At 68.1% G+C, this 23635-nt stretch carries 23 protein-coding genes and 1 tRNA gene; 6 read left to right on the forward strand and 18 right to left on the reverse strand.

From position 1 onward, the window contains the following. Window position 1: 1 nt before the first annotated feature. Window positions 2–73, reverse strand: a tRNA-Gln gene (locus tag AB0O24_RS01125). A 133-nt stretch (window positions 74–206) separates the two neighbouring features. Between AB0O24_RS01125 and AB0O24_RS01130 the strand changes: the two genes are divergently transcribed. After that, a complete protein-coding gene (locus tag AB0O24_RS01130; RefSeq protein ID WP_050901880.1) occupies window positions 207–659 on the forward strand; it encodes a MarR family transcriptional regulator in 453 nt (150 codons plus the stop codon). Beyond that, a complete protein-coding gene (locus tag AB0O24_RS01135; protein ID WP_275801775.1) occupies window positions 656–1168 on the forward strand; it encodes a hypothetical protein in 513 nt (170 codons plus the stop codon). The genes AB0O24_RS01130 and AB0O24_RS01135 overlap by 4 nt, the downstream gene beginning before the upstream one ends. A 22-nt stretch (window positions 1169–1190) precedes the next feature. Here the strand turns inward: AB0O24_RS01135 and AB0O24_RS01140 are convergent, their stop codons facing one another. The 8 genes from AB0O24_RS01140 to mgrA all read right to left on the reverse strand — a co-directional run bounded on the left by AB0O24_RS01140 (window position 1191) and on the right by mgrA (window position 8750). Further along, the gene (locus tag AB0O24_RS01140) at window positions 1191–2981 is read right to left on the reverse strand and encodes an ABC-F family ATP-binding cassette domain-containing protein (protein ID WP_363371921.1); all 1791 of its coding nucleotides are present in this window, start codon (window positions 2979–2981) and stop codon (window positions 1191–1193) included. Window positions 2982–3094: 113 nt separating this feature from the next. Continuing rightward, window positions 3095–4012 carry an ABC transporter substrate-binding protein gene (locus tag AB0O24_RS01145; protein ID WP_275801773.1) on the reverse strand — a complete coding sequence of 306 codons (918 nt, stop codon included), beginning with the start codon at window positions 4010–4012 and terminating at the stop codon, window positions 3095–3097. Window positions 4013–4050: 38 nt separating this feature from the next. Beyond that, complete coding sequence (locus AB0O24_RS01150; protein ID WP_275801772.1) at window positions 4051–4809, reverse strand: ABC transporter permease; 759 nt, start codon at window positions 4807–4809, stop codon at window positions 4051–4053. After that, entirely contained in the window at window positions 4806–5486 is a 681-nt protein-coding gene (locus tag AB0O24_RS01155) for an ABC transporter permease subunit (RefSeq protein ID WP_275801771.1), read from the reverse strand. Before AB0O24_RS01155 ends, AB0O24_RS01150 begins: the two co-directional genes overlap by 4 nt. Beyond that, window positions 5483–6307: an ATP-binding cassette domain-containing protein gene (locus AB0O24_RS01160; protein WP_275801770.1), complete on the reverse strand. Its 825-nt coding sequence runs from the start codon at window positions 6305–6307 to the stop codon at window positions 5483–5485. Before AB0O24_RS01160 ends, AB0O24_RS01155 begins: the two co-directional genes overlap by 4 nt. Window positions 6308–6320: 13 nt before the next feature. Continuing rightward, on the reverse strand, window positions 6321–6623 hold the full coding sequence (locus AB0O24_RS01165) for a DUF427 domain-containing protein (RefSeq protein WP_013586035.1): 303 nt from the start codon (window positions 6621–6623) through the stop codon (window positions 6321–6323). 136 nt (window positions 6624–6759) lie between these two features. After that, window positions 6760–7686: a 4-(cytidine 5'-diphospho)-2-C-methyl-D-erythritol kinase gene (locus AB0O24_RS01170; protein WP_275801769.1), complete on the reverse strand. Its 927-nt coding sequence runs from the start codon at window positions 7684–7686 to the stop codon at window positions 6760–6762. Further along, the gene (mgrA, locus tag AB0O24_RS01175; RefSeq protein WP_363371926.1) at window positions 7683–8750 is read right to left on the reverse strand and encodes an L-glyceraldehyde 3-phosphate reductase; all 1068 of its coding nucleotides are present in this window, start codon (window positions 8748–8750) and stop codon (window positions 7683–7685) included. Before mgrA ends, AB0O24_RS01170 begins: the two co-directional genes overlap by 4 nt. Window positions 8751–8862: 112 nt before the next feature. Here mgrA and AB0O24_RS01180 point away from each other — a divergent pair, with 112 nt between their 5' ends. Further along, window positions 8863–10443: a stealth family protein gene (locus AB0O24_RS01180; RefSeq protein ID WP_275801767.1), complete on the forward strand. Its 1581-nt coding sequence runs from the start codon at window positions 8863–8865 to the stop codon at window positions 10441–10443. Here AB0O24_RS01180 and AB0O24_RS01185 read toward each other — a convergent pair. Together AB0O24_RS01185 and rsmA are read right to left on the reverse strand one after the other, a co-directional pair. Continuing rightward, window positions 10394–11329, reverse strand: a complete 936-nt coding sequence (locus AB0O24_RS01185; RefSeq protein ID WP_363371929.1) for a phosphodiesterase — start codon at window positions 11327–11329, stop codon at window positions 10394–10396. The genes AB0O24_RS01180 and AB0O24_RS01185 overlap by 50 nt on opposite strands. Window positions 11330–11642: 313 nt before the next feature. Next, window positions 11643–12482, reverse strand: a complete 840-nt coding sequence (gene rsmA, locus AB0O24_RS01190) for a 16S rRNA (adenine(1518)-N(6)/adenine(1519)-N(6))-dimethyltransferase RsmA (protein WP_275801765.1) — start codon at window positions 12480–12482, stop codon at window positions 11643–11645. Window positions 12483–12578: 96 nt separating this feature from the next. Here rsmA and AB0O24_RS01195 point away from each other — a divergent pair, with 96 nt between their 5' ends. After that, window positions 12579–13997 (forward strand): sugar porter family MFS transporter, encoded by a 1419-nt coding sequence (locus AB0O24_RS01195; protein WP_363372221.1) that lies wholly within the window; start codon window positions 12579–12581, stop codon window positions 13995–13997. A 189-nt stretch (window positions 13998–14186) separates the two neighbouring features. On the opposite strand, the gene AB0O24_RS01200 is transcribed toward AB0O24_RS01195, so the two are convergent. The 3 genes from AB0O24_RS01200 to rsmI all read right to left on the reverse strand — a co-directional run bounded on the left by AB0O24_RS01200 (window position 14187) and on the right by rsmI (window position 17651). Next, window positions 14187–15092, reverse strand: a complete 906-nt coding sequence (locus tag AB0O24_RS01200) for a TatD family hydrolase (RefSeq protein WP_363372224.1) — start codon at window positions 15090–15092, stop codon at window positions 14187–14189. Between the two features lie 107 nt (window positions 15093–15199). After that, window positions 15200–16774 (reverse strand): methionine--tRNA ligase, encoded by a 1575-nt coding sequence (metG, locus tag AB0O24_RS01205; protein WP_363371931.1) that lies wholly within the window; start codon window positions 16772–16774, stop codon window positions 15200–15202. Window positions 16775–16832: 58 nt separating this feature from the next. Next, window positions 16833–17651 (reverse strand): 16S rRNA (cytidine(1402)-2'-O)-methyltransferase, encoded by an 819-nt coding sequence (rsmI, locus tag AB0O24_RS01210; RefSeq protein ID WP_363371932.1) that lies wholly within the window; start codon window positions 17649–17651, stop codon window positions 16833–16835. A 23-nt stretch (window positions 17652–17674) separates the two neighbouring features. Between rsmI and AB0O24_RS01215 the strand changes: the two genes are divergently transcribed. Further along, window positions 17675–19246, forward strand: a complete 1572-nt coding sequence (locus AB0O24_RS01215) for a phospholipid carrier-dependent glycosyltransferase (protein ID WP_363371934.1) — start codon at window positions 17675–17677, stop codon at window positions 19244–19246. A 4-nt stretch (window positions 19247–19250) separates the two neighbouring features. Next, on the forward strand, window positions 19251–20015 hold the full coding sequence (locus tag AB0O24_RS01220) for an AAA family ATPase (RefSeq protein WP_307385726.1): 765 nt from the start codon (window positions 19251–19253) through the stop codon (window positions 20013–20015). A gap of 670 nt (window positions 20016–20685) precedes the next feature. Here the strand turns inward: AB0O24_RS01220 and AB0O24_RS01225 are convergent. The 4 genes from AB0O24_RS01225 to AB0O24_RS01240 all read right to left on the reverse strand — a co-directional run bounded on the left by AB0O24_RS01225 (window position 20686) and on the right by AB0O24_RS01240 (window position 23332). Beyond that, on the reverse strand, window positions 20686–21456 hold the full coding sequence (locus AB0O24_RS01225; RefSeq protein WP_363371937.1) for a hypothetical protein: 771 nt from the start codon (window positions 21454–21456) through the stop codon (window positions 20686–20688). A gap of 6 nt (window positions 21457–21462) precedes the next feature. Beyond that, window positions 21463–21723 (reverse strand): hypothetical protein, encoded by a 261-nt coding sequence (locus AB0O24_RS01230; protein ID WP_363371940.1) that lies wholly within the window; start codon window positions 21721–21723, stop codon window positions 21463–21465. Window positions 21724–21731: 8 nt separating this feature from the next. Continuing rightward, the gene (locus tag AB0O24_RS01235) at window positions 21732–22166 is read right to left on the reverse strand and encodes a hypothetical protein (protein ID WP_363371942.1); all 435 of its coding nucleotides are present in this window, start codon (window positions 22164–22166) and stop codon (window positions 21732–21734) included. A 119-nt stretch (window positions 22167–22285) separates the two neighbouring features. Further along, window positions 22286–23332: a hypothetical protein gene (locus tag AB0O24_RS01240; protein WP_363371944.1), complete on the reverse strand. Its 1047-nt coding sequence runs from the start codon at window positions 23330–23332 to the stop codon at window positions 22286–22288. Between the last annotated feature and the right edge of the window lie 303 nt (window positions 23333–23635).

Consider the following 23635-nt stretch of genomic DNA (forward strand, 5'->3'; position numbering starts at 1 on the left):
GCTCCGCCGCCAGGATTCGAACCTAGACCTAACAGCTCCAAAGGCTGTCGTGCTGCCGTTACACCACGGCGGACCGTGCCCGCGGGCACCGGTCAAGTCTGCCAGACCCGTCAGCCGCGCGTCGGCGCGCCGCACGCTCTCGCCATAATGAGACCGTGAGCACGAACCGGGACAGCGACGAGGTCGACCGCATCGTCGACGCCTGGATGCGCCAACGCCCCGACCTCGACTTCTCTCCCCTCGAGGTGCTCTCGCGCGTCGCGCGCCTCTCGCGTCACCTCGACATCGCCCGGAAGGAAGCCTTCCGCCGCAGTGACATCGAGTCGTGGGAGTGGGATGTCCTCTCGGCGTTGCGGCGCGCGGGCGAGCCGTACCAGCTCAGCCCGAAGCAACTCCTGCAGCAGACGCTCGTCTCGAGCGGCACGATGACCAACCGCATCGACCGGCTCGTCGCCCGCCGGTTCGTGCGGCGCGAATCCGACCCCGGCGATGGACGGAGCATTCTCGTGACCCTGACCGACGACGGCCGTGTGCGTGTCGACGCCGCGATCACCCGCCTGGTCGACGCCGAAGCGCTGCTTCTCGACGGCCTGTCGCGCAGCGACCGCGACCGGTTGGCCACCCTGCTGCGCAAGCTGAGCATGGGATTCGACGCGTGACCGACACCGCCGCGGCCGCCACCATGTGGGACCGATTCAAAGCGTGGCTCGACGTGCGCTTCCGCTCCCCCGCGGCCATCTACGGCCTCATCGTCTACGCGTCGTTCATCACGATCGCCGACGACCACGCCGACTCACCCTGGGAACTGCTCGGGGCATCCGTCTTCCCCCTGCTGGTCTTCTACATCGCCCACGTCTTCGCTCACACCCTGACCGAGCACGGTACGCACGGCCTGCGCCACTCGACGCGCGAGGCGATGCGGCACGCCGCCGGAATGCTCTACGCGTCGCTGCCCGCCGCGCTCTGCCTCGTGTGGGCGGGGATGACGAACGCCTCGGTCGACGACGCCTCGGACTGGACCGCCTTGGCAACGATCATCGTGCTCGCGATCCTCGGCTACAACGCCTACCGTCGCCGCGGATCCCGGCTCGTGTTCCGTCTCGTCGGAGCCCTGTCGACCGCCGTGCTCGGGGTGTTCATCGTCGTGCTCGAGACGATGGTGCACTGACGCGCGTCCTCGGCGCCGCGGGTCAGCCGATCGCCTCGGTGAGCTCGAACCACCGCATCTCGAGCTCGTCGCGCTCGGCCTCGAGACCCGAGATGCGCTGCATCTCCTTGCCGAGACCGACGTAGTCGCCCTGGTCGTGCTCGGCGAGCGCCGCCTTGGCCCGGTCGATCTGCTGCTGCAGCTTCTCGATCTTGCGCTCGGTGGCGGATGCCTCCTTCTGCGCCGCGCGAAGGTCGGCGCCCTGGAGGCCCCTGGATGCCGCGGCCCCAGCCGCCGTCGACCGCGAGGGCTCGGCATCCTGAAGTGCCCGGAGCCGCAGGTACTCGTCCACTCCACCGGGGAGGTGGCGGAGCTTGGCATCCAGGATCGCGTACTGCTGATCGGTGACGCGCTCGAGGAAGTACCGGTCGTGGGAGACGACGATGAGCGTGCCGGACCACGAGTCCAGCAGGTCTTCCATCGCCGCGAGCATGTCGGTGTCGAGGTCGTTGGTCGGCTCGTCGAGGATCAGCACGTTGGGCTGGTCGAGCAGGATCAACAGGAGCTGCAGACGCCGCTTCTGTCCGCCCGAGAGGTCTTTCACCGGCGTCGAGAGCTGCGCGCTCGAGAACCCGAGGCGCTCGAGCAACTGGCCCGGGGTCAGCTCTTGCGCCTTCGACCCCGCGCCGAAGGAGTACGTGGTGCGGAGCCCCGCGATGACGACGCGCACCGGGTCGTTCAGGTGCTGGTCGAGCTCGTCCAGACGCTGGGTCAACGTGGCGACCTTGACCGTCTTGCCGCGCTTCACGCGTCCGCTGGTGGGTTCGAGCGATCCTGTGATGAGGTTCAGGAGCGTCGACTTCCCCGCGCCGTTGACGCCCAGGATGCCGGTGCGCTCCCCCGGCGCGATGCGCCACTCGACGTCTTTCAGCACGACGTGGTCGCCGTAGGACACCCCCGCGTCGAGAAGATCGACGACGTCCTTGCCCAGGCGTGCGACCGCGAGCGACTGCAGCGCCACCTTGTCGCGGATCTCCGGAACATCGGCGATGAGCTCGTTCGCGGCGTCGATGCGGAACTTCGGCTTCGACGTGCGGGCGGGCGCGCCGCGGCGCAGCCACGCGAGCTCTTTGCGGGCGAGGTTCTGCCGACGCTGTTCGATGGATGCCGCCTGGCGGTCGCGCTCGACACGCTGCAGGATGTACGCCGCGTAACCGCCCTCGAAGGGCTCGACGATGCGGTCGTGCACCTCCCACGTGGTGTTGCAGATCTCGTCGAGGAACCACCGGTCGTGCGTGACGACCAGGAGTCCGCCCGAACTCGGCGCCCAGCGCTTCTTGAGGTGCCCGGCGAGCCAGGTGATGGCCTCGACGTCGAGGTGGTTGGTGGGCTCGTCGAGGAACAGCACGTCCCAGTCGCCTGAGAGCAGCCTCGCCAGCGCGACGCGGCGTCGTTGGCCGCCGGAGAGGTCGCCGAGACGCGCGTCCCACGGCAGGTCGCCGAGCAGCCCCGCGATCACATCACGCGTGCGCGCGTCTCCCGCCCACTCGTGCTCGGCGCGGTCGCCGACGACCGCGTGGCCGATGGTGTCGTCGTCGTCGAGCGTGTCCTGCTGATCGAGGACGCCCACGGTCACTCCCCCGCGCACCGTCACGCGACCGCCGTCGGGCTCGCGGATGCCCGCGAGCATGCCGAGCAGGCTCGACTTGCCGTCGCCGTTGCGACCGACGATGCCGATGCGATCGCCCTCGTTCACGCCGAGCGAGACGGAGTCGAAGACGACCTTGGTCGGGTATTCCAGGTGCAGGGCTTCGCCCCCGAGCAGATGTGCCATATCCGTCCCAGGCTACGCGGTGCCCGGCCCCCGGCGCGCGTGGTGCTCCCGGCATCCGGAAACGACGACGGGGTCGCCCGGCGAACCGGACGACCCCGTCGGAGCGGAGAGGCTCAGAGGCCGTTGGCCGAGAGCCATTCCTTCGCGATGTCGGCGGACGACTTCTGGTCGACCTTGGACTCGACGTTGAGTGCGACGAGGCCCTCGGTCGTGAGCTTCGCGCTGACCTTGTTCAGCACGTCGGACACCTCGGGCGCAATGTTCGCATTCACGACCGGCACGACGTTCGACGCGAGGAACAACCCCTTGGGGTCGGTCAGCGTGACGAGGTTGTCGGTCTTGATACGGGGGTCGGCCGTGTAGACGTTCGCGACCTGGACCGTGCCGGCGACGAGGTCGTCGACCGTGGTGTCGCCGGTGGCCGAGAACTGCACGCTGACGCCATAGGTCGACTGCAGACCCGTCGGCCCGTAGGGGCGCTCGGCGAGCTCGAGGTTGCCTCCGAGGGTGAGACCCGAGGTCACCTTGGCGAGGTCGGCGATCGAAGTGAGGCCGTTCGCGTCGGCGAAGGCCTTGGTGACGGTGTACGAGTCCTGGTCGGTCGCGGGCGACTGGTCGAGGACCTCGAGGCCCTCGGGAAGGGCGGCGGGCAGCGCCTTGTAGACGTCCTCCGAGGTGCGGGCGGTGGTGTCCTTCTCGAAGAACTGCAGGAGGTTGCCGGTGTACTCGGGGAAGACCGAGACGGTGCCGTCCTCGAGCAACGGGATGTAGGCGTCGCGCTGACCGATCTGGAACTGGCGGGTCACCGTCTTGCCCGCGCCCTCCAGGGCCTGGGCGTAGATCTCGGCGATGATCTCGTTCGAGTAGTACGCCTGCGAGCCGACGACGATCGTGGCGGACGAGGCCGAGGCGTCGCCGCCGCCGTTGCTGAGGGGGTCGCTCGACCCGCCGCTGCAACCGGCGAAGGCGAGGGAGGCGACCGCGAGGCCGGCGAAGAGGCCGAGGCCCTTCCGGGTTCGTGCTGTGAACATGGGTGCTCTCTTTTCTGGTGATTCGGGAATCGGATGGATCAGGGGGTCGCCGGGGGCGCTGCGGGCGATCCCACGGCGAGAGCTTCGGCACGGCGACGGCGGGCTGAGCGTCGCCGGGGCTGGGCGGCACCGGCGACACGGATGCCGCGGGGCACCACGAGGTGCTGAAGAAGGGCGAAGAGCCCGTCGGTGACGAGCGCGAGCGCGGCGACGAGGATCGCGCCGCCGATGAGCATGTCGAAGCGGCGGAGTGGAATCGCGGCCACGATGTACTGGCCGAGCCCGCCGAGGCCGATGTAGGCCGCGATCGTGACCGTGGCCAGCACCTGAAGGGTCGCGGCGCGGATGCCGCCGACCAGCAGCGGCAGCCCGAGGGGGACCTCGATGCGCCAGAAGACCTGCATCTGGGTCATGCCCATCGAGCGCCCCGCGTCGATCACGCGACGGTCGATCGCCTCGAGGCCCGTGTAGGCGCCGGCGAGGAGCGAAGGGATCGCGAGGATGACGAACGAGATGACCGCCGCCTCGGGCTTGTGCAGCACCCCGAGGAGCAGCGTCAGCAGGATCAGCAGGCCGAACGATGGGATCGCGCGCGCCGCCCCCGAGATCGCGACCGCGGTCTCGCGTCCCTTGCCGGTGTGACCGATGAACCAGCCGAGCGGGATGGCGATCGCCCCCGCGACGACGACCGCGATGAGCGTGTACACGAGCTGCACGCCCAGCGCCGTGCCGAGCGGGTCGTAGGGACTCTGATCGCCCGAGAAGATCCACGCGAACGCCTCGCCGATGAGGTTCATGCCTTCACCAGCGTGCGGTTGGAGATGCGCGACACGGTCCGTGCACCCCGCGTCCACGGCATGAGCAGACGCCCGGCGAGAACGAGGAGCAGATCGACGACGAGAGCGATCACCACGACCGCGATCACCCCGGCGAACACCTCGGGGATGATGCGGCGCTGGAGGCCGTTCGTGAACAGGTAACCGAGGTTCTGGATGCCGACGAGGATGCCGACCGTCGCGAGCGCGATCGTGCTGGCCGAGGTCACACGTAGCCCCGCGAGCACCACGGGACCGGCGAGCGGGAACTCCACCGCCCAGAACCGACGGAACGACCCGTAGCCGATCGCCGTGGCCGCCTGGCGCACCCCGGCATCCACCGAATCCAGGCCGTCGGCGACGGCGCGAACGAGGATCGCCACCGCGTAGATCGCGAGCGCGACGACGAGGTTGTTCTCGCTGATGATGCTGTACCAGCCGGTGATGACGGGGACGAGGATCAGAAGGGCGAGTGAGGGGATCGTGTAGAGCAGGCCGGTGATCGTGATCACGCTGCTGCGGACGAGGCGATAGCGCCACGCGACCCACCCGATCGGAATGCTCACGACGAAGCCGACGACCAGGGCGATGAGGCTCTGACGCAGGTGCACCAGGGTCAGTTCCCCGATCAGCTCGAGATTGTTGACGACCCAGTTCACGGGTGGGAGTCCTCCACGAGAGCGCCCTGCGTGCGCCCCTCGGCATCCACAACGACCGTCCCGCGTGACGTCTGCTTGAGGTGCAGGGCGCGCTTGCCTTTGACGGCACCGATGAAGCTCGCCACGAAGTCGGATGCCGGGTTCTCGACGATCTCGCTCGGAGAGCCGACCTGCGCGATGTGGGCGCCCTTCTCGAGGATCACGACCTGATCGCCGAGGAGGAACGCCTCGTCGATGTCGTGCGTGACGAAGACGATGGTCTTGCCGATCTCGCTCTGCAGGCGCAGGAGCTCCTGCTGCAACTCGTCGCGGACGATCGGGTCGACCGCGCCGAACGGCTCGTCCATGAGGAGGATGTTGGGGTCGGCGGCCAGCCCGCGGGCCACGCCCACGCGCTGCTGCTGACCGCCGGAGAGCTGGCTGGGGTAGCGGTCGGCCATCGCGGTGTCGAGGCCCACGGTCTCCATGAGCTCGAGCGCCCGCTTGCGCGCGGTCTTGCGGCTCTGTCCCTGGAGCACGGGGACGGTGGCGATGTTGTCGGCGACGGTGAAGTGCGGCAGGAGACCGGAGTTCTGCATGACGTAGCCGATGCTGCGGCGCAGCTGCACCGCAGGCTTTCCCCCGATGTCGTCGCCGTCGATCGAAATCGTGCCGGCGGAAGGCTCGACCATCCGGTTGATCATCCGCAGCAGCGTCGTCTTGCCGCAGCCGGAGGATCCGACCAGCACGGTCGTCTTGCGCGAAGGGATGACGAGGCTGAAGTCGTCGACGGCGCGGGTGCCGTCGGGGAAGACCTTCGAGACGGTCGAGAACTCGATCATGCTGTGCCCGACCTCAGTCGGAGACCACGACCTTGCGGTCGAAAGCCACGTAGCCGGCGAAGTCGGTGCCGACGCGCTCCACGGCGCCGGGGCGCAGGTCGGGGTACGACCAGGCGCCGTCGGCGAGCTCCGCCCCGTCGAGCGAGACGTTCCAGTACTGCACCTCGCCCTTCCACGGGCAGGTGTACGGAGTGGGGCTCTCGTTCAGGGCGCCCTCGCGCACAGCGCGCGGCGGGAAGTACCAGTTGCCCTCGATCGACACCACGTCGTCGCGGTCGGCTTCGGCGATCACGACGCCGTCGAGCACTGCCTTCATGGCGAACCCCTCTCGTGGTGTCCCGCGGGCACGGCGCCCAGCGGTGGATCGACCACCTCCCGAGAGGCTAACCGGGCGGATGCTGCGCAAAACGAACATTGCCCCGTGTGACGGGCTGGTCTAGGGTGCGGGTCGGTCAGAGGACGCGGGCGCCGCCGACAGGCCCGTGGACGTGCAACGCGACGAGCCCGGCGGCGCTCAACGTGACCTGCAGATCGATCGCCGACTCCTCGTCGGCCGCGAGGAACGCGAGCGTCGGCCCCGACCCGGAGACCAGGCCGGCGAGGGCCCCCGAGCTCTCGCCGCGCTCGAGAATCCGCGCGAGGTCGGGGCGGAGATGGAGGGCGGGCGCCTGCAGGTCGTTGCGCAGCGAGGCGGCGAGCATTTCGGCGTCGCCCTGGCGCAGCGCGTGGAGAATCTCGGGTGCCACCGCGGGCACCCGGGGCGCCGGTCCGATGTCGACGGCGTGGCGCTCGCGATGCGCGTCGAGCTCGCCGTAGACCACGGGGGTCGACATGCCGATCTCGTTCGGCACCAGGACCCAGTCGAAACGGCCACGGGCCAGGGCGGGACTGAGTTCGTCGCCGCGCCCGGTTCCGACCGCCGTCCCGCCGAGCAGGGCGAACGGCACGTCGGCTCCGAGCTGGGCCGCGAGGCGCACCAGCTCCGAGGTCGGCATCCCGAGCCCCCAGAGGGCGTCGCACGCGACGAGAGCCGCCGCTGCGTCCGCGGAGCCGCCTCCCATGCCGCCGGCCACGGGCACGGCCTTGACGATCGAGAGGTGCACCCCGCGATCGATCCCCGCGGTCTCGGCCAGCAGACGGGCCGCCCGCACCGCCAGATTGCGGTCGTCGGTGGGCACCCCGTCGATGTCGACGGGACCCCGCGCGGACACCTCGAGCGTGAAATCGTCGGCCGCGGTGGCGGTCATCTCCTCGTAGAGCGAAACGGCCTGGTACGCCGTGGCCACATCGTGGTAGCCGTCGTCCTTGACGTCGCCGACCTCGAGGAAGACGTTGATCTTGCCCGGGGCACGGACGCGGACCGATTCAGCGGAGCTCATGATGACGACGACGCCCGCCAGAGGTCGACGTCGGCGGCCTCGGACAGCGCGTCGATGCGCTCCAGCTCTTCGGTGTCGAACGCCGGGCCCTCGAGCGCGGCGAGGTTCTCGTCGAGCTGCTGCGTCCGCGAGGCGCCGATGAGGGCGGATGCCACGGTCTTATCGCGCAGCACCCATTGCAGCGCCATCTGCGCCAGGGTCTGCCCGCGCTCCTTCGCGATGACGTTCAGGCTCCGCAGCGCCGAGAGGGCGGCATCCGTCAGCATCCGGTCGGGCAGGGAAGAACGCTTCTGGGAGCGGTCGGCCTGACCGTCGCCGAGGTACTTGTCGGTGAGGAGCCCCTGCGCCAGGGGCGTGAAGGCGATCGCGCCCATGCCCTCCTGCCGGAGCGTGGAGGTGAGCCCGTCCTCGACCCAGCGGTTGAGGATCGAGTACGACGGCTGGTGGATCACCAGCGGCGTGCCGAGCGAGCGGGCCACGGCGGCGGCCTCGGCGGTGCGCTCGGCGCTGTACGACGAAATGCCGACGTAGAGCGCCTTGCCCTGCCGGACGAGCGTATCGAGGGCGCCGATCGTCTCTTCGATGGGGGTCACCGGGTCGACGCGGTGCGAGTAGAAGATGTCGACGTAGTCGACGCTCATGCGCTTCAGCGACTGGTCGGCGCTCGCCAGGAGGTACTTGCGCGATCCCCAGTTGCCGTAGGGCCCAGGCCACATGTCGTAGCCGGCCTTCGACGAGATGATCAGCTCGTCGCGATACCGGCCGAAGTCCTCGCGCATCATGCGGCCGAAGTTCGTCTCGGCCGAGCCGTACGGCGGGCCGTAGTTGTTCGCGAGGTCGAAGTGCGTGATGCCGCGGTCGAACGCGTGACGAAGCACCTCGCGCTGGCGGTCGAAGGGCACGTTGTCGCCGAAGTTCCACCACAATCCGAGGGAGATCGGGGGGAGGAAGAGGCCGCTCCGACCGACCTGCCGGTATGCGACACTGGAATATCGCGCATCCCGCGCGCTGTAAGGCCGGTGAAGGTCAGGTACGTCCGGGCCGAATCGAGCGGGATCAGTCACTCTTCGACAGTAGCGCGCCCATCCCCCTGCTTCGGCCCCGATGCCGAAACGCTCCCGTAACGCCGAGTATCTACGGTGTACGGATCCACCATCGACCCCGAGGAGGCCGCATATGCGCTCGATCGTTCCCCTTCCGATCGACACCGATCCTTGGCGGGCACTCCTCTCGCGATCCGACATCCGGATGCTGGACGGCATCCTGCACGTCATCGACGACGCATCCACCCCCTCGGATGCCGAGCGCGACGACCTGCTGGCCGTCGCCGAGGCCGTCGAGGCCGCCGGCGTCTCCGTGATGCTCGTTCGCGACGCCAACCGTCGCCCGAAGCTCGTCGTCGACACGGTCGACGCGGATGCCGCTCTCGCCGCTCTGCGCGACCCCGAGCTGGGTCCGATCTATCTCAAGGCGCGTGGCGAGGACCCCGTCCCCGCTCACAGCGTCGCCCCCTCCCCCGGCTCGGTGGAGGCGTACGCCGTCTTCCGTCCGCGCACCTCGACCGAGGGCTCGTACCGGTACGGCGCGGCCCTCGCTCCGCGGCTGGAGTTCTGGCGGTTCGGCGAGAAGACCATCGAGGCTCCGCGCCCGAGCGCCCTCACCCGTCGCCGCTTCGCCCGCGCCGACCTCGACCTCGTCGAGATCGAGCGCTACGGCCGCCGGTGGCAGACGGTCGCGGGCATGTTCGACCCGCACCCGAAAGAGTTCGTCGGCGACATCGACATGGTGTTCTCGTGGGTCGACGGGTCGTCGAGCGAGTTCCAGCGGCAGCGCGCCGCGCGCATGCAGGGCTACGTCGTGGGCGACGGCGACGACAACGCCGCCCGCTACCGACAGGTCGACGAACTGCGGTACGCGCTGCGGAGCGTCCACATGTACGCGCCCTGGGTGCGCCGCATCTTCATCGCGACCGACTCCCCGACCCCGGAGTGGCTCGCGGACCACCCCAAGGTCACGATCGTGCGCAGCGAGGAGTTCTTCGCCGACCCCTCGGTGCTCCCGACGCACAACTCGCACGCCGTCGAGGCGCAGCTTCACCGCATCCCCGGGCTCGCCGAGCACTTCCTCTACAGCAACGACGACATGTTCTTCGGTCGCCCCGTCACCCCCGAACTGTTCTTCAGCGGCGGCGGCGTGAGCCGTTTCGTCGAGAGCGGCATCCGGATCGGCAGCGGCGCCCCGCACGTGGACCGCTCGGGCCACGACAACGGTCTGCGCGTGAACCGGGCGCTGCTGAAGGAGCGCTTCGGCCGGGTGATCACGCTCGACCTGGAGCACTGCGCGACGCCGCTGCGCCGCTCCGTGGCGTTCGAGCTCGAGCAGGAGTTCGCCGACGACTACGCGCGGACGGCCGCGAGCCGTTTCCGTTCGGCCACCGACATCTCGGTCACGAACAGCCTCTACCACTACTACGCGCTGGCCACGGGCCGCGCGGTCGTCACGACCGAGCCGCGCACGCGCTACGTCCAGACGACGCAGCTCGATTCGCTGCGCACGATGGAGCGTCTCGTCTCGCGCCGCGACACCGACATGTTCTGCCTCAACGACGGCAGTGTGCCCGAGATCCCCGAGGAGGTGCGGGTGCCCGCGCTCCGCGCGTGCCTCGAGCGCTACTTCCCGATCGCGGCCCCGTGGGAGAAGACGAGCGTCAGCGCAGAACCGGCAACGGCGTCGTCGGCGGCGACACCCGCCCACTGAGTCCGCGGTTCGCCGGGACCTCGATGCCGGCGTCACGGAGGCGCCGCTGCGACTCGGCGGCATCCACGTACTGGAGGGCGTCGCTGGTCGCGAGCGGCACCACGGAATGCACGATGGTCTCGTCGTAGACGTGCACGATGTTGAAGCCCTGCGCCGCGTCCTGGGGGCGGGTTCCACCTACGGGAACCATCAGGTCCTGCGTGTAGCAGGTGGCTGAGGCCACCGACACCGGGATACCGGCGAACGTGGCGAACGTCGAGTAGTGCAGGTGTCCGGCGAGGATCGTGCGGACGTCGGATCCGCGCAGCACGGCGGCGAGGCTCCGCTGGTCGCGCAACTCCACCGACGCGGCGAGATCGAGCACGCTCGGAACCGGCGGGTGGTGCACGGCGAGGATCGTGCCGAGCGGGGCGGGCGTCGACAGCACGTCCGCGAGCCAGGCGAGCTGGTCGGCGGTGACCGCGCCGTGGTGGGCACCGGGGACGGACGTGTCGAGCGTGACGATGCGCAGACCGTCGAACTCGTCGACGCGGTCGACGGGTGCCGTGGCATCGGCCGCGTCGCCGGGGAGCAGATGCGAGCGGAACGTCGCACGGTCGTCGTGGTTCCCCATGACCCAGACCACGCGCGTGTCGAGACGCTCCGCGAGCGGTTCGACGAGCGCGCGCACGCGGTCGTAGGCATCGGCCTCGCCGAAATCCGCGAGGTCTCCCGTGAACACCAGGGCATCGGGGCGGACCCCGGAGGCCTCGATCGCCGCGACCGCGCGGGCGAGATACGCCTCGGAGTCGACGTCGTCGTAAAGCGGCGCCCCGCCGGCGCGCAGGTGGGTGTCGCTCAGGTGCAGCAGCACCCTCTCGGCTCGGGGGTACTCGGCGTAACGCATCTCGTTCCTCTCGGGTCGTCGGGTACGACCTCGCGACCGGCGTGATGCTCCCGGCTTGCCCTGGAATGTTACAGGCATGTTTCGGGAACGCGCGATGAACACGGTGAGAATTTCACCTGCGGCCGCTCGTCGCCCGGCGTGCGCTGGCGCGCGAGCGGCGGGCCGCGGCGGTCGAGGTGGTCAGGATGCAGGAGCGATCGCTCCGCTCGACGCGCTGGAGCCCCACGAGGCTTCACGGGCCCCACCGATCATGCAGATGAACCATGAACGGCACGAGGGCACCGGGTGACGGCTCAGCGTCGAGCCGGCCGCCTCAGAGAGCCGCGATACGCGCGTAGTCGTCGACCGTCAGCTGCTCGCCGCGGAGAGTGGGGTCGACGCCTGCCCGCTCAAGCTGGAGCGAGGCCTCGGCTGCGGTTCCACCGAGAACGCCGGACAGCGCCTGGCGGAGCATCTTGCGCCGCTGCTGGAAGGCGGCATCCACGATCTGGAACGTTCGGCGCCGGTGCTCCTCGGTGCCGCGGGGTTCGGCATCCCGTTCGAAAGCGACCAGCACGCTGTCGACGTTCGGGACGGGCCAGAAGACCTGACGCGACACCGTGCCCGCCAGCCGCCACGAGCCGTACCAGGCGGCCTTGACGCTCGGGGCGCCGTAGACCTTCGAGCCGGGAGGGGCGGCGAGGCGCTCCCCCACCTCGGCCTGGACCATGACGACCCCGCTGCGCAGGTAGGGGAACGTCTCGAGGAAGTGCAGCAGCACGGGCACCGAGACGTTGTACGGGAGGTTCGCGACGAGCACGCCCGGCTCGCCCGGGAGCGAGTCGACGCGGAGAGCATCGGCGTCGATCACGGTGAGACGGTCCGCGGGGACGTCGTGGGCCCGGGCGGTGACGGGCAGTCGCTCCGCGAGCCGGTGGTCGATCTCGACCGCGACCACCGAGGCACCCGTCTCGAGGATCGCGAGCGTGAGCGAACCGAGGCCCGGCCCGATCTCGACGACACGGTCGGATGCCGAGACCCCGGCCACCTGGACGATCTTGCGCACCGTGTTCGCGTCGACGACGAAGTTCTGCCCGAGCTTCTTGGTCGGGGTGACGTCGAGCTCGGTGGCGAGTCGGCGGATCTCGGCGGCACCGAGGAGGGAAACGGGCATTGTTCCACTGTAGTCAGCCTCCCGCCACCCGCCGGGTGACAGGAGTACGTTGAGCGGGTGAGTCAGACGCAGTCGATACCCGCCAACTCTTTCACCATGCGGAGCCCCTTCGGTCGAAGAGCCATCGTGCTTTCGGTCGCCGCCGCGGTGGGCGGGTTCCTCTTCGGCTTCGACTCCTCCGTCATCAACGGCGCGGTCCAGTCGATCGAGACCGAGTACACGAAGGTGCCGACCCTCACCGGCTTCGTCGTCGCGATCGCCCTCATCGGGTGCGCGATCGGCGCGATCGCCGCCGGTGCCCTGTCGGACCGCTTCGGTCGCCTCAAGGTCATGATGGTCGGCGCCGTGCTCTTCCTGGCGTCGTCGATCGGGTCGGCACTGACGTTCAGCGTCCTGGACCTGACCATCTGGCGCGTCATCGGCGGTCTCGGTATCGGCATCGCCTCGGTCGTCGCCCCGGCCTACATCGCCGAGGTCGCGCCGAGGCAGATCCGCGGCAGCCTCGCATCGCTGCAGCAGCTCGCGATCACGCTCGGCATCTTCGCCGCCCTGCTCAGCAACGCGCTCCTCGTGGGTGCCGCGGGCGGCACGGCCGACAACCAGCTCTGGTGGGGCCTGGAGGCCTGGCGGTGGATGTTCCTCGTCGGCGTCGTCCCCGCCGCCGTCTACGGCCTTCTCGCCTTCACGATGCCCGAGTCTCCGCGCTTCCTGCTCGCGCGCGGGCGCGCCGACGAAGCCCGCGCGATCTTCGCGCGCCTGGTGCCGCCGGCCGACCTCGACAAGACCATCAACGAGCTGACCAGCGCGATCGAGACCGACCGCAAGAACAAGGGGGCGTCGCTCGCCGGCAAGGCCCTCGGTCTTCAGCCGATCGTGTGGATCGGCATCATCCTGTCGGTGTTCCAGCAGTTCGTCGGCATCAACGTGATCTTCTACTACTCCACGAGCCTCTGGCGCGCGGTCGGCTTCGACGAGAGCGACTCGTTGCTGATCGGCGTCATCACCTCGGTGACCAACGTGCTCGTGACTCTCATCGCGATCTGGCTCGTCGACCGGGTCGGCCGCAAGCCGCTCCTGCTCGTCGGGTCCGCACTGATGGCCCTGTCGCTCGGCGCGATGGCCCTGGCGTTCTCGTTCGCCACGGGCTCGGGCCAGGACGTCTCGCTCCCGGGCATCTGGGCACCGGTCGCCCTCGTGGCGGCGAACCTCTTCGTCGTCGGCTTCGGCGCCTCGTGGGGTCCGCTGGTGTGGGTGCTGCTCGGTGAGATCTTCCCCAGCCGCATCCGCGGAAAGGCACTCGGTGTCGCCGCCGGTGCGCAGTGGCTCGCGAACTTCCTCGTCTCGTGGACCTTCCCGCAGCTGGCCGACTGGTCGCTCGCGATCACCTACGGCGGGTACGCGTTCTTCGCCGCCCTGTCGTTCGTCTTCGTCCTGTGGAAGATCCCCGAGACCAAGGGCATGGAGCTCGAGCAGACCGAGACACTTTTCGTCCGCAAACCGAAGAAAACCGCCTGAGAGGACCGAAACATGACCAACAACTCGAAGTCGCACGAAGAGATCCGCGAGGAGCGCGAGGCTGCCCAGAAGGAGAAGGACCGTCTGGAGCGCGCCGAAGAAGCCCGTCTCGACGACGAGAAGCGCTGAGCTCGATCCAAAACTCGAAGGCCGGCATCCCGCGGGGTGCCGGCCTTCGTCGTGGCGGCGTCAGAACTCGCCGTAGACCTCGATCGTGTTCGCCGCGATCTGCGCGCCGAACTCGTCGGCATCCATCCCCCGCTCGGACGCGAGGAAGCGCAGAGTGACAGGGATCAGATACGGGGCGTTCGGGCGCCCACGGTAGGGCGCGGGCGTCAGGAACGGGGCGTCGGTCTCGACGAGGATGCGCTCGAGGGGGGTCACCGCGAGGGCGTCGCGCAGGTCCTGCGCGTTCTTGAACGTGACGTTGCCGGCGAACGAGAGGTAGTAGCCGCGGTCGGCGGCGATCCGCGCCATCTCGGCATCGCCGGAGAAGCAGTGGAACACGGTCTTGTCGGGTGCGCCGACGCGCTCGAGGGTCTCGAGCACGGCGTCGTGGGCATCGCGATCGTGGATCTGCATGGCGATCCCGTGCTTCTTCGCGAGCGCGATGTGCGCCTCGAACGAGCGGAGCTGAGCCGGGATGCCATCGGCCTCGGTGCGGAAGAAATCGAGCCCCGTCTCGCCGATCGCCCGCACGCGCGGAGCGGCCGCGAGTTCGTCGATGACCGCGATCGCGGCATCCAACTCGCCGGCGCGTTCGTAGACGGGAGCCTCGTTCGGGTGGATCGCCACGGCGGCGAGCACACGCGGATGTGTCGCGGCCGCCCACGCCGACCAGCGCGACGAGTCGACGTCGCCGCCGGCCTGGACGACGCCGTGCACACCCACGGCGAGGGCGCGCTCGAGCTGTTCATCCAGCGACAAACCGTGCATGGTCCCTGAGCCCGTCGAAGGGCCGTCCTCGATCTCGAGGTGCGTGTGGTTGTCATAGACCGGGATGCCGAGGGGCTCGGGCGCCGGCGGGTAGCTCACGTCGCGCCGGCCATCGGTCGAGCGCTCCCGCACGTACTGGCTCGGGTCGCCGCCTTCGATGGTGCCGCGGGGCCGCTCGACCGGGGTGGCGCCGGGGGCGGACCCTTCGACAAGCTCAGGGACCGCCGCGCGCTCAGGGACCGCCGCGGGATCCGGGGCCGACGTGCTCACGCCTGCTCGACGCGCGGGAACAGCGGCGAAAGCCCGTTGACCGACGAGCCGGGACGCAGCACGCCCCACTCTCCGGCGTCGCGCAGCGGCTGGTCGTGCAGTCGCCCGATGCTCTCGGCGGCGCCCAGCGCGACCCACAGCTTCTCGGTCGAGACGGGCATGACCGGCGACAGCAGCACGGCGAGCGCGCGCAGTCCCTCGGCGGCGGTGTAGAGCACGGTGCCGAGGCGTTCGCGCTTCTCGGGGTCTTTCGCGAGGGCCCACGGCTCGTTGTCGGTGATGTAGCCGTTGAGCGCGTCGACGATCGTCCAGATCGCCGCGATCGCCTCGTCGATGCGGAACTTCTCGATGGCCGCATCGGCGTTCGTCGCGGCATCCGCCACCGTCTGCTGGATCGCCAGGTCGATCTCGGTCGGCTCGCCCGAGGGCGGCACGATGCCCTCGAAGTACCGCTCGATCATCGCGATCGTGCGGGATGCCAGGTTGCCGAAGCCATTGGCCAGCTCGGCCTGGTAGCGCGCCGAGAGGTCTTCCCACGAGAAGGAGCCGTCCTGCCCGAACGCGATCGCAGACAGGAAGTAGAAGCGGTACGCGTCGGAGCCGAAGACGTCGGTGATCTCGGTCGGGGCGATGCCGGTGAGCTTCGACTTCGACATCTTCTCGCCGCCCACGAGCAGCCAGCCGTGCGCGAACACGCCGCGCGGCACCTCGAGGCCCGCGGCCATGAGCATCGCGGGCCAGATGACGGCGTGGAAGCGCAGGATGTCTTTGCCGACCACGTGATAGGCGGGCCAGCGGCGCGCGAACTGCTCGGGGTCGTTGCCGTAGCCGACGGCCGTGGCGTAGTTGAGCAGCGCGTCGACCCACACGTAGATGACGTGCGCGTCATCCCAGGGCACCTGGATGCCCCAGTCGAACGTCGACCGCGAGATCGACAAGTCTTTCAGACCGTTCTTGACGAAGGAGACGACCTCGTTGCGCGCCGACTCCGGGCGCACGAAGTCGGGCTCGGTCTTGTACAGCTCGAGCAGGCGGTCCTGGAACTCGCTGAGCTTGAAGAAGTAGTTCTTCTCCTGCAGCAGCTCGAGGGGCTTGGAGTGGATCGCGCAGACCTTGAGTCCCTCGAAGGGACCCTCGCCGTCGACGATCTCGGCCTCGGTCTTGAACTCCTCGCACCCGACGCAGTAGAGCGCCTCGAACTCGCCGGCGTAGATGTAGCCCCGGTCGTAGAGCGCCTGCACGAATTTGGCGACGCGCTCCTCGTGACGGGGCTGGCTCGTGCGGATGAAGTCGTCGTTGGCGACGTCGAGCGTCTTCAGCAGAGGGAACCACGACTCGCCCACGAGCTTGTCGACCCACTCCTGCGGGGTGTGGTTGTTCGCGGCCGCGGCACGCATCATCTTCTGGCCGTGCTCGTCGGTGCCGGTTAGCATCCAGGTGTCGTCACCGGCCTGGCGGTGCCAGCGCGCGAGCGTGTCCACGGCCACGGTCGTATAGCCGTGGCCGATGTGGGGGACGTCGCTCGGGTAGTAGATCGGCGTCGTGATGTAGAAGGATCGGCCGGAAGTCACCCCAGGATTCTACGGGGAGGCACCAACACGGCAGACCGTGTGACGAGCGCGGGGCCGCTCAACGCTTGACCGCGAGCCCCGCCTGGTAGAGCTCGCGCGACGAGTGACCGGTGAGCGACGCGACCTCGGCCGCCGCTTCTTTGAGCCGCGTGCCGCCGCGCACGAGTTCGAGCACCTGGGTCACGGCATCCGGGAACGCCACCTCGCGCGCCGTGGCGCCGCCGACGACGATCGCGATCTCGCCGCGCACCCCGTCAGCCGCCCACGCGGCGAGCTCGGCGAGAGTGCCCCGCTTGACCTCTTCGTAGAGCTTGGTCAGCTCGCGGCAGACCGCCGCGGAGCGATCGGCGCCGAAGGTCGCGGCGAGGTCGTCGAGAGTGGATGCCAACCGCGAAGGCGATTCGAAGAACACCAGGGTGCGCTCCTCCGACGCCAGCTGCGCGAACGCGCGGCGACGCTCTTCGGGCTTGCGGCGGGGGAAGCCTTCGAAGGCGAAGCGGTCGGTGGGCAGCCCCGCGACCGCGAGGGCGGTGACCACGGCGCTCGGACCCGGCAACGCGGTGACCGTGACGCCTGCGGCGGCGGCGGCCGCGACCAGGCCGAAGCCCGGATCGCTCACGGTCGGCATGCCGGCGTCGCTGAGCACGAGGAGGTCGTCTTCGCGCGCGAGTTCGACGAGTTCGGCCGCACGCTTCTTCTCGTTGTGGTCGTGCAGGGCGATCAGCCGCGGACGGTTCTCGACCCCGAGACCCGAGAGCAGGCGCTGCGTCGTGCGGGTGTCTTCGGCGGCCACGACCGTGGCGTTCTCGAGCGCCTCGATCAGGCGGCGCGAGGCGTCACCCAGGTTGCCGATCGGGGTGGCCGCAAGGATGATCACCGTTCCACCTTAGGCTGGGGCGCGTGAGCACCGACCTCTCTCCTCTGCTCCCAGCGGTCGAGCGCACGCGCCTCGACCGCTGGCGCGACGCGCTGCTCGCCGACCCGCGCGGTCTGCGCCTCTGGAGCTGGCTGGCGCCCGCCCTCGTCACGCTGGTCGCAGCGGTGCTGCGTCTCATCGACATCGGCAACCCGCACCAGCTCGTGTTCGACGAGACCTACTACGTCAAAGATGCGTGGAGCCAGTGGGTCCTCGGCTACCCCTCGACCTGGCCCGACAAGGCCGACGAACGCTTCGCCGCCGGCGACACCGACATCTTCACGGGCATCGGCAGCTACGTCGTGCACCCCCCGCTCGGACGCGTCCTCATCGGCGCCGGCATGGCGCTCTTCGGAGCGGATTCCGCGACGGGCTGGCGCATCGCTGCGGCCGTCTTCGGCACCGCGACGGTGCTGCTGATCTACCTCGTCGCGCGCACGCTCACCCGGTCCATTCCGCTGGCGACCGTGGCATCCGGTCTCTTCGCGATCGACGGACTCGGGATCGTGCTGAGCCGGATCGCGCTGCTCGACATCTTCCTCACGTTCTTCGTCGTCCTGACGTTCTGGTTTGTCGCCCTCGATCATCGGCGTACGGCCGATCGGTGGGCCGCGCTGTGGGTCGCTCGCGAGGGCGAGGCCCCGATGTGGGGCCCGATCCTGTGGAACCGCCCGTGGCTGATCGCCGCCGGCGCGGCCGCAGGAGCCGCCACGGCCGTGAAGTGGTCGGGTCTCTACGTGCTGGCCGCCGTCGGTATCTACGCCGTGGTGACCGACGCCCTCGCCCGACGACGCGCCGGAATCGGTCAATGGCCGATGGATGCCGTGCGCCAGGGCCTCGCCTCGTTCGTGCTGCTCGTGCCCGTGGCCGCCCTCGTCTACCTGTCGAGCTGGTCGGGATGGCTGTTCACCGACGGCGGCTGGATGCGCTCGACGCCGGTGGCGTCCGCCGGCCTCTGGTCGTGGGTGCCCGCGCCCCTGCAGAGCCTGTGGGCCTATCACGAGGCGATGTACAAGTTCCACGTGGGCCTCGTGACCCCGCATGCCTACGCGAGCCCCGCGTGGCAGTGGCCTTTCCTCATCCGCCCCACGTCGATGTACTGGCACCAGGACGACTACGGCGTCAACGGGTGCGGTCTGCCGAGCGGGTGCACGGAAGCGATCTCGAGCCTCGCGAACCCGCTCATCTGGTGGGCCGGGGTCGCGGCATCCGTGTATCTACTCGTGCGTTTCGTGCTCGTGCGGGACTGGCGATACGCGCTCGTGCTCACGGGCCTCGCCGCCACCTACGTACCGTGGCTGCTGTACCCCGAGCGCACGATCTTCCAGTTCTACACGGTGGCGATGCTGCCGTTCCTCGTGCTCGCGCTGGCGTTCGCGCTGCGCGACGTCTCCCGCGGCATGCGCGGCGGGTCGAGGGCCGGCGGGCAGGCGTTCGTCGTCGGGTTCCTGGTGCTGTGCGTCGCCCTCTCGGCGTTCTGGTACCCCGTGTGGGCGGGGCTGCCCGTCCCGTACGAGTTCTGGCGCCTGCACAACTGGCTGCGGACCTGGGTCTGACGACGTGACCCGCGGCGACGAGTGGCTGCACGACCCGCGGCCCGTGCAGCGGGTCAAGGTCTTCCGCGACGCCCCGGTCGATCGGGCCGCGTGGCCGGCGACGGTTCCCGCGGTCGCGCAGTTCCTCGAGGTCGCCGAGGGTGAGGGCTGGGAGTTCGGACCGGGCGTGACGTTCCTCGTGGGCGAGAACGGCTCGGGCAAATCGACCCTGATCGAGGGCATCGCCGAGGCCGCGGGGCTCCCCGCCGAGGGCGGGTCGACGAACGGCGGCGGCGAGACGCGGCGCACCGAGAGCCCGCTCGGCGAGTGGCTGCGCGTCGAGCGGAGTCCCCGCGCACCCCGCTGGGGATTCTTCCTGCGCGCCGAGACGATGCACAGCTACTACTCGTGGCGACAGGACCTCGTCGGGGGCGACGCCCTGCGCCTCCACGAGATGAGTCACGGCGAGTCGTTCAACAGCCTCCTCGACGAGGTGCTCGACCACGAGCGCTACGTCGCCGGCCTCGCGTGCCTCGACGAGCCCGAGGCGGCCCTGTCGTTCTCATCGACGCTCCGCTGGCTGGCATCCCTCGACCGCATGCGCTCCCGCGGCACGCAGGTGATCTGCGCGACCCACTCCCCCGTCCTCGCCGCACTGCCGGGCGCGACGATCCTCGAGCTGGGCGAGTGGGGCATCCGCGAGAGCGCCTGGGAAGACCTGGATCTTGTGCGGTTGCACCGCGGGTTTCTGGAGGCGCCGGGGAGGTATCTGCGGCATCTGCTGGAGTGAGGGGGGTGCCGGGGGTCAATGGATCCGGAAATGGTCAGCAGAATCGGATCGGTTCAGCGCTTTCGTCCGGATCTGGTGCGCTTCTCCGAATCTGCGACGCGCGGAGCAGGCGCTGGTCAGACCCGCCGCGGTCATATGCGAACGTCTTGGTGGACGACGGCACGCCCGGATCGGTGCCCATCTCGATCAGCAGCGAGGAGTCCACCGACTCGGTCAGCTTCTACGCACCCTGATGCCACCCCGTCGACCCGTGCACCGAACCCGCATCGTTCGCCGCGGACGTACCGAGCGCCAGGGTCACCGGATCGAGGGGCTGCCCGAACGGGTCATACCCGTGCACACCCGACGCCGACGCACCATCCCCGGTCGTGAGCGTGTGACCCTACAACGACGGATACGACCACGACGCCGCACCCGAGACGGAAACATCGACCGTCACCCCACCAGGCAGAGACAAGAACACCGTCGCACCGGCATTCATCCCACACGAGCGAAACTTTCGACCCCGCTGCCGTGGTCGTTGCGACATGTTGCCTCATGTCGACCGACGGTGGATCCTGCCGTGCCTGTTCACAGCATTCTCATTGCGCTGATACTTGGCCACAACTATTTTTTTGGTAGCGAACATAGACCCTGACCTCTTCGCACCCATAGCCCTGTTCCGCGGCGGTTAGCCATCCATCTGATCGAAGGGGGACATGCGAAGATCTCCCATTTCACGCGCTAGGGCAAATTCCTGTCGCGCATCTTCCATTCGACCGGCTTCGTACAGCAAGCATGCAAGATTGAAAGCAGAATGGGCGTCCCCCGAAAGGATCCCCAGTCGATACAACTCCATAGCTTGATCGTTGTCTCCTTGCTCGGCCAACAAGTTGCCCGCAAGAACGTGCGCACCGTAGACGTTAAGGCGCGCCGCTTCCGTGATGAGATCTCGGTACTCTGACTCGTCTCCGGCCCGACGTCGGATCTGGGCCAAGGGGACCGCAAGTGACGGATCCGCCTGGAGACCAGGTCTTAAATGAAACTGTGCGTCTTCATCCAAGTGCAACTCATACATCGAAAGCCCAAGAAGCCCGTGAAGACGAGCATTGTGGGGCTCGTTTTGCAATGCAGTCTCGAGGACCGGGATCGACTCTTCGTACAAACCCATCCAATTTAGCGCGTCTCCGAGCGCTCGCACGGCGTCAACCGAACCAAGGTCAGCACTTGCCCTGAGAATGTGCAGACCCTCCAGCTCGCCGGTAGGCTCCGACCACACGTATGCGCCGAGAATATACATTGCGGTCGCCATGTCCTTGGCGCTACAGAGTTGAGCGGTCAGGACTCGCGGCAGGACAACTGCAGAGAGCGTGACATAGGTTCCTTCGTTATGACCCTCCTTTGCACGGATTCGGCGCAAGAACGCCTCGTAATCTTTGCCCGTCGATATTCTCTCGCTCATACGCCCTCACGAAAAGAAATTAGTCACCACGCAAACCTTTGGTATGGCGCTCGCCTCGAGGAGAAGCCGGCGTTGCGACCCCGCCATGCCGCGCTTGTCCTCCCACGCGACCCCCAGCGACGAGCCGCCCAGGTACGCCACCCGAGCAAGCCCCTGCTTCGCATCGAACGACGACGCCGCATACACCTGACCGTTGAACGTCACCGTCGTCGTCTTGCCATCACGGTCGTACGCGAACGCCGTCGTCGACGACGGCACCCGCAGCACGCACCTGATCAACTGCCTGTGATGCCCGATTCGAGCGGCCCCAATTCGAAGTAGGGATCCGGCGATGACGTGACCCAAACGGTTATGTCGCATTCCATTAAACCGACGATTTCGACCCTGTCCGTTTCATACTCGAATCGTTCAGGAACGATAATCCCTATCTTTGCTCGATCCTGTACGTCAAAACTCTGAGCAAAAGGGACAACAAGACGGATTGGCACCGAGAGTTCGGTCGGCGCCTCGCGGGGTCGTCGCTTCCGGCGCCTTTCCGGAGCGCGCCCACCAACCTGGAACAAATCAAGACTGTAAGCCTGCGCCCAATCAATCTTGCCGTCGATGATAAACTTCTGATTCACAATTCTCGCCGTCAAAATTTCAAGCTCCGGGTCGTCAATGTAATCAAACGAGAACTTGCGCCAAACGTCAGCGTCTTGCACCATCACCTCAGGTATCGTTTGTGGTAGTTGAATAATGTGGGGATTAGCAAATGAGACTACGATCCTTCAACACCGTTCGCGAAGTACTGATCTGCCAATGCGAGCGCGTGTCTCGCCACGCGGAATTAGGTTTTCATCGAATGCGGCTTTTGATCGAAATGCAGCCGATAGGACCGACTTCCTATCGTGAAGGGGCGAGTCGCTCCAGAGGAACGAGCGAGTGCCTTAAGTCCCGCGGAGGCGGGGAGACCGCTAAGCGCCCCGATTGCACCGCCCTCAAGTGCAGCAGAGCCTAGTCCGCTCCAGGAAAACCGGGAGGTACCCCCGTTTTGCGCCGCATAGCCTCCTGCCGCCGCGACAGCACCAATAGCCGCTCCAGCAACGATCCCGCAGACAACGGTCACCCCACACGCGACGGCTGCCGCAACCCTAGCGACGATGCCAGCGACAGTGATGACACCGGCGAGCCATCCGCGCCATTCCTCCGCATTTCCGCTCAGACCGTTCTTGCCGATGGGGTCGGTCGGCCAGACGTAGTCGTTGTCGACGCCGCCCTCGACCGGGTCGACCTGCAAGAACCGACCCAACGCGGGCACATACAACCGGGCGCCCATCTCGACCAGCAGCGCCGAGTCCACCGACTCCGTCAGCTTCTGCGCACCCTGATGCCACCCCGTCGTCCCATTCACCGCACCCGCATCGTTCGCCGCGGCCGTACCGAGCGCCAACGTCACAGGATCGAGGGGCTGACCGAACGGGTCGTACACCTGCACACCCGACGCCGACGCCCCATCCCCGGTCGTGAGCGTGTGCCCCTGCAACGACGGATACGACCACGACGCCTCACCCGAAGCGGGAACATCGACCGTCACCCCACCAGGCAGCGACAAGAACACCGTCGCGCCGGCATCCCCCGACACCACCGCCCAGGGGCTGTCCCCCGCCCCGGCGTACACGTACCGTGACGTCACCGCCGGCGCATCACCGGCCGGATCCACCGTCCGCGACACCACACGACCCGAACCATCCCGCACCAGCGACATCACCGACCCGGCATACGTCCGCGTCCCGATGTGACGGTTCTCCGCCTCACACGAGAACAACAGATTCGACAAACGCGTCGTGTTGCCCCGCACACCATACGTGATCTCGTCAGCATTGAATTCATCCACGATCTGCGACGACCCCGGGCCCACACCACTTGTGGTCACTCCCCAACCGAGCCAGATCGAGATTCAGACGTGGAATGGGCATCACGAATCATCCGCGCCACTCGGAGCACGGTTCGCAACCTCCCAACCGTGCTCGGAAAGGATTTACCCCTCTCGCCCACTTCTTCGAAACGCAAAATCGAGATGGGTCCCACAAACGGCAACCATCCCACCTCGCCCACAGCAGCCAAACCAAGATACGGCTCGGTCGAGACTCTCTCGATATCCGCCAAGGGGACGCGATAATCGCGAACCCAGCTACGC

The organism is Microbacterium sp. NPDC086615, from assembly GCF_040686055.1.
Taxonomy (GTDB): Bacteria; Actinomycetota; Actinomycetes; order Actinomycetales; family Microbacteriaceae; genus Microbacterium.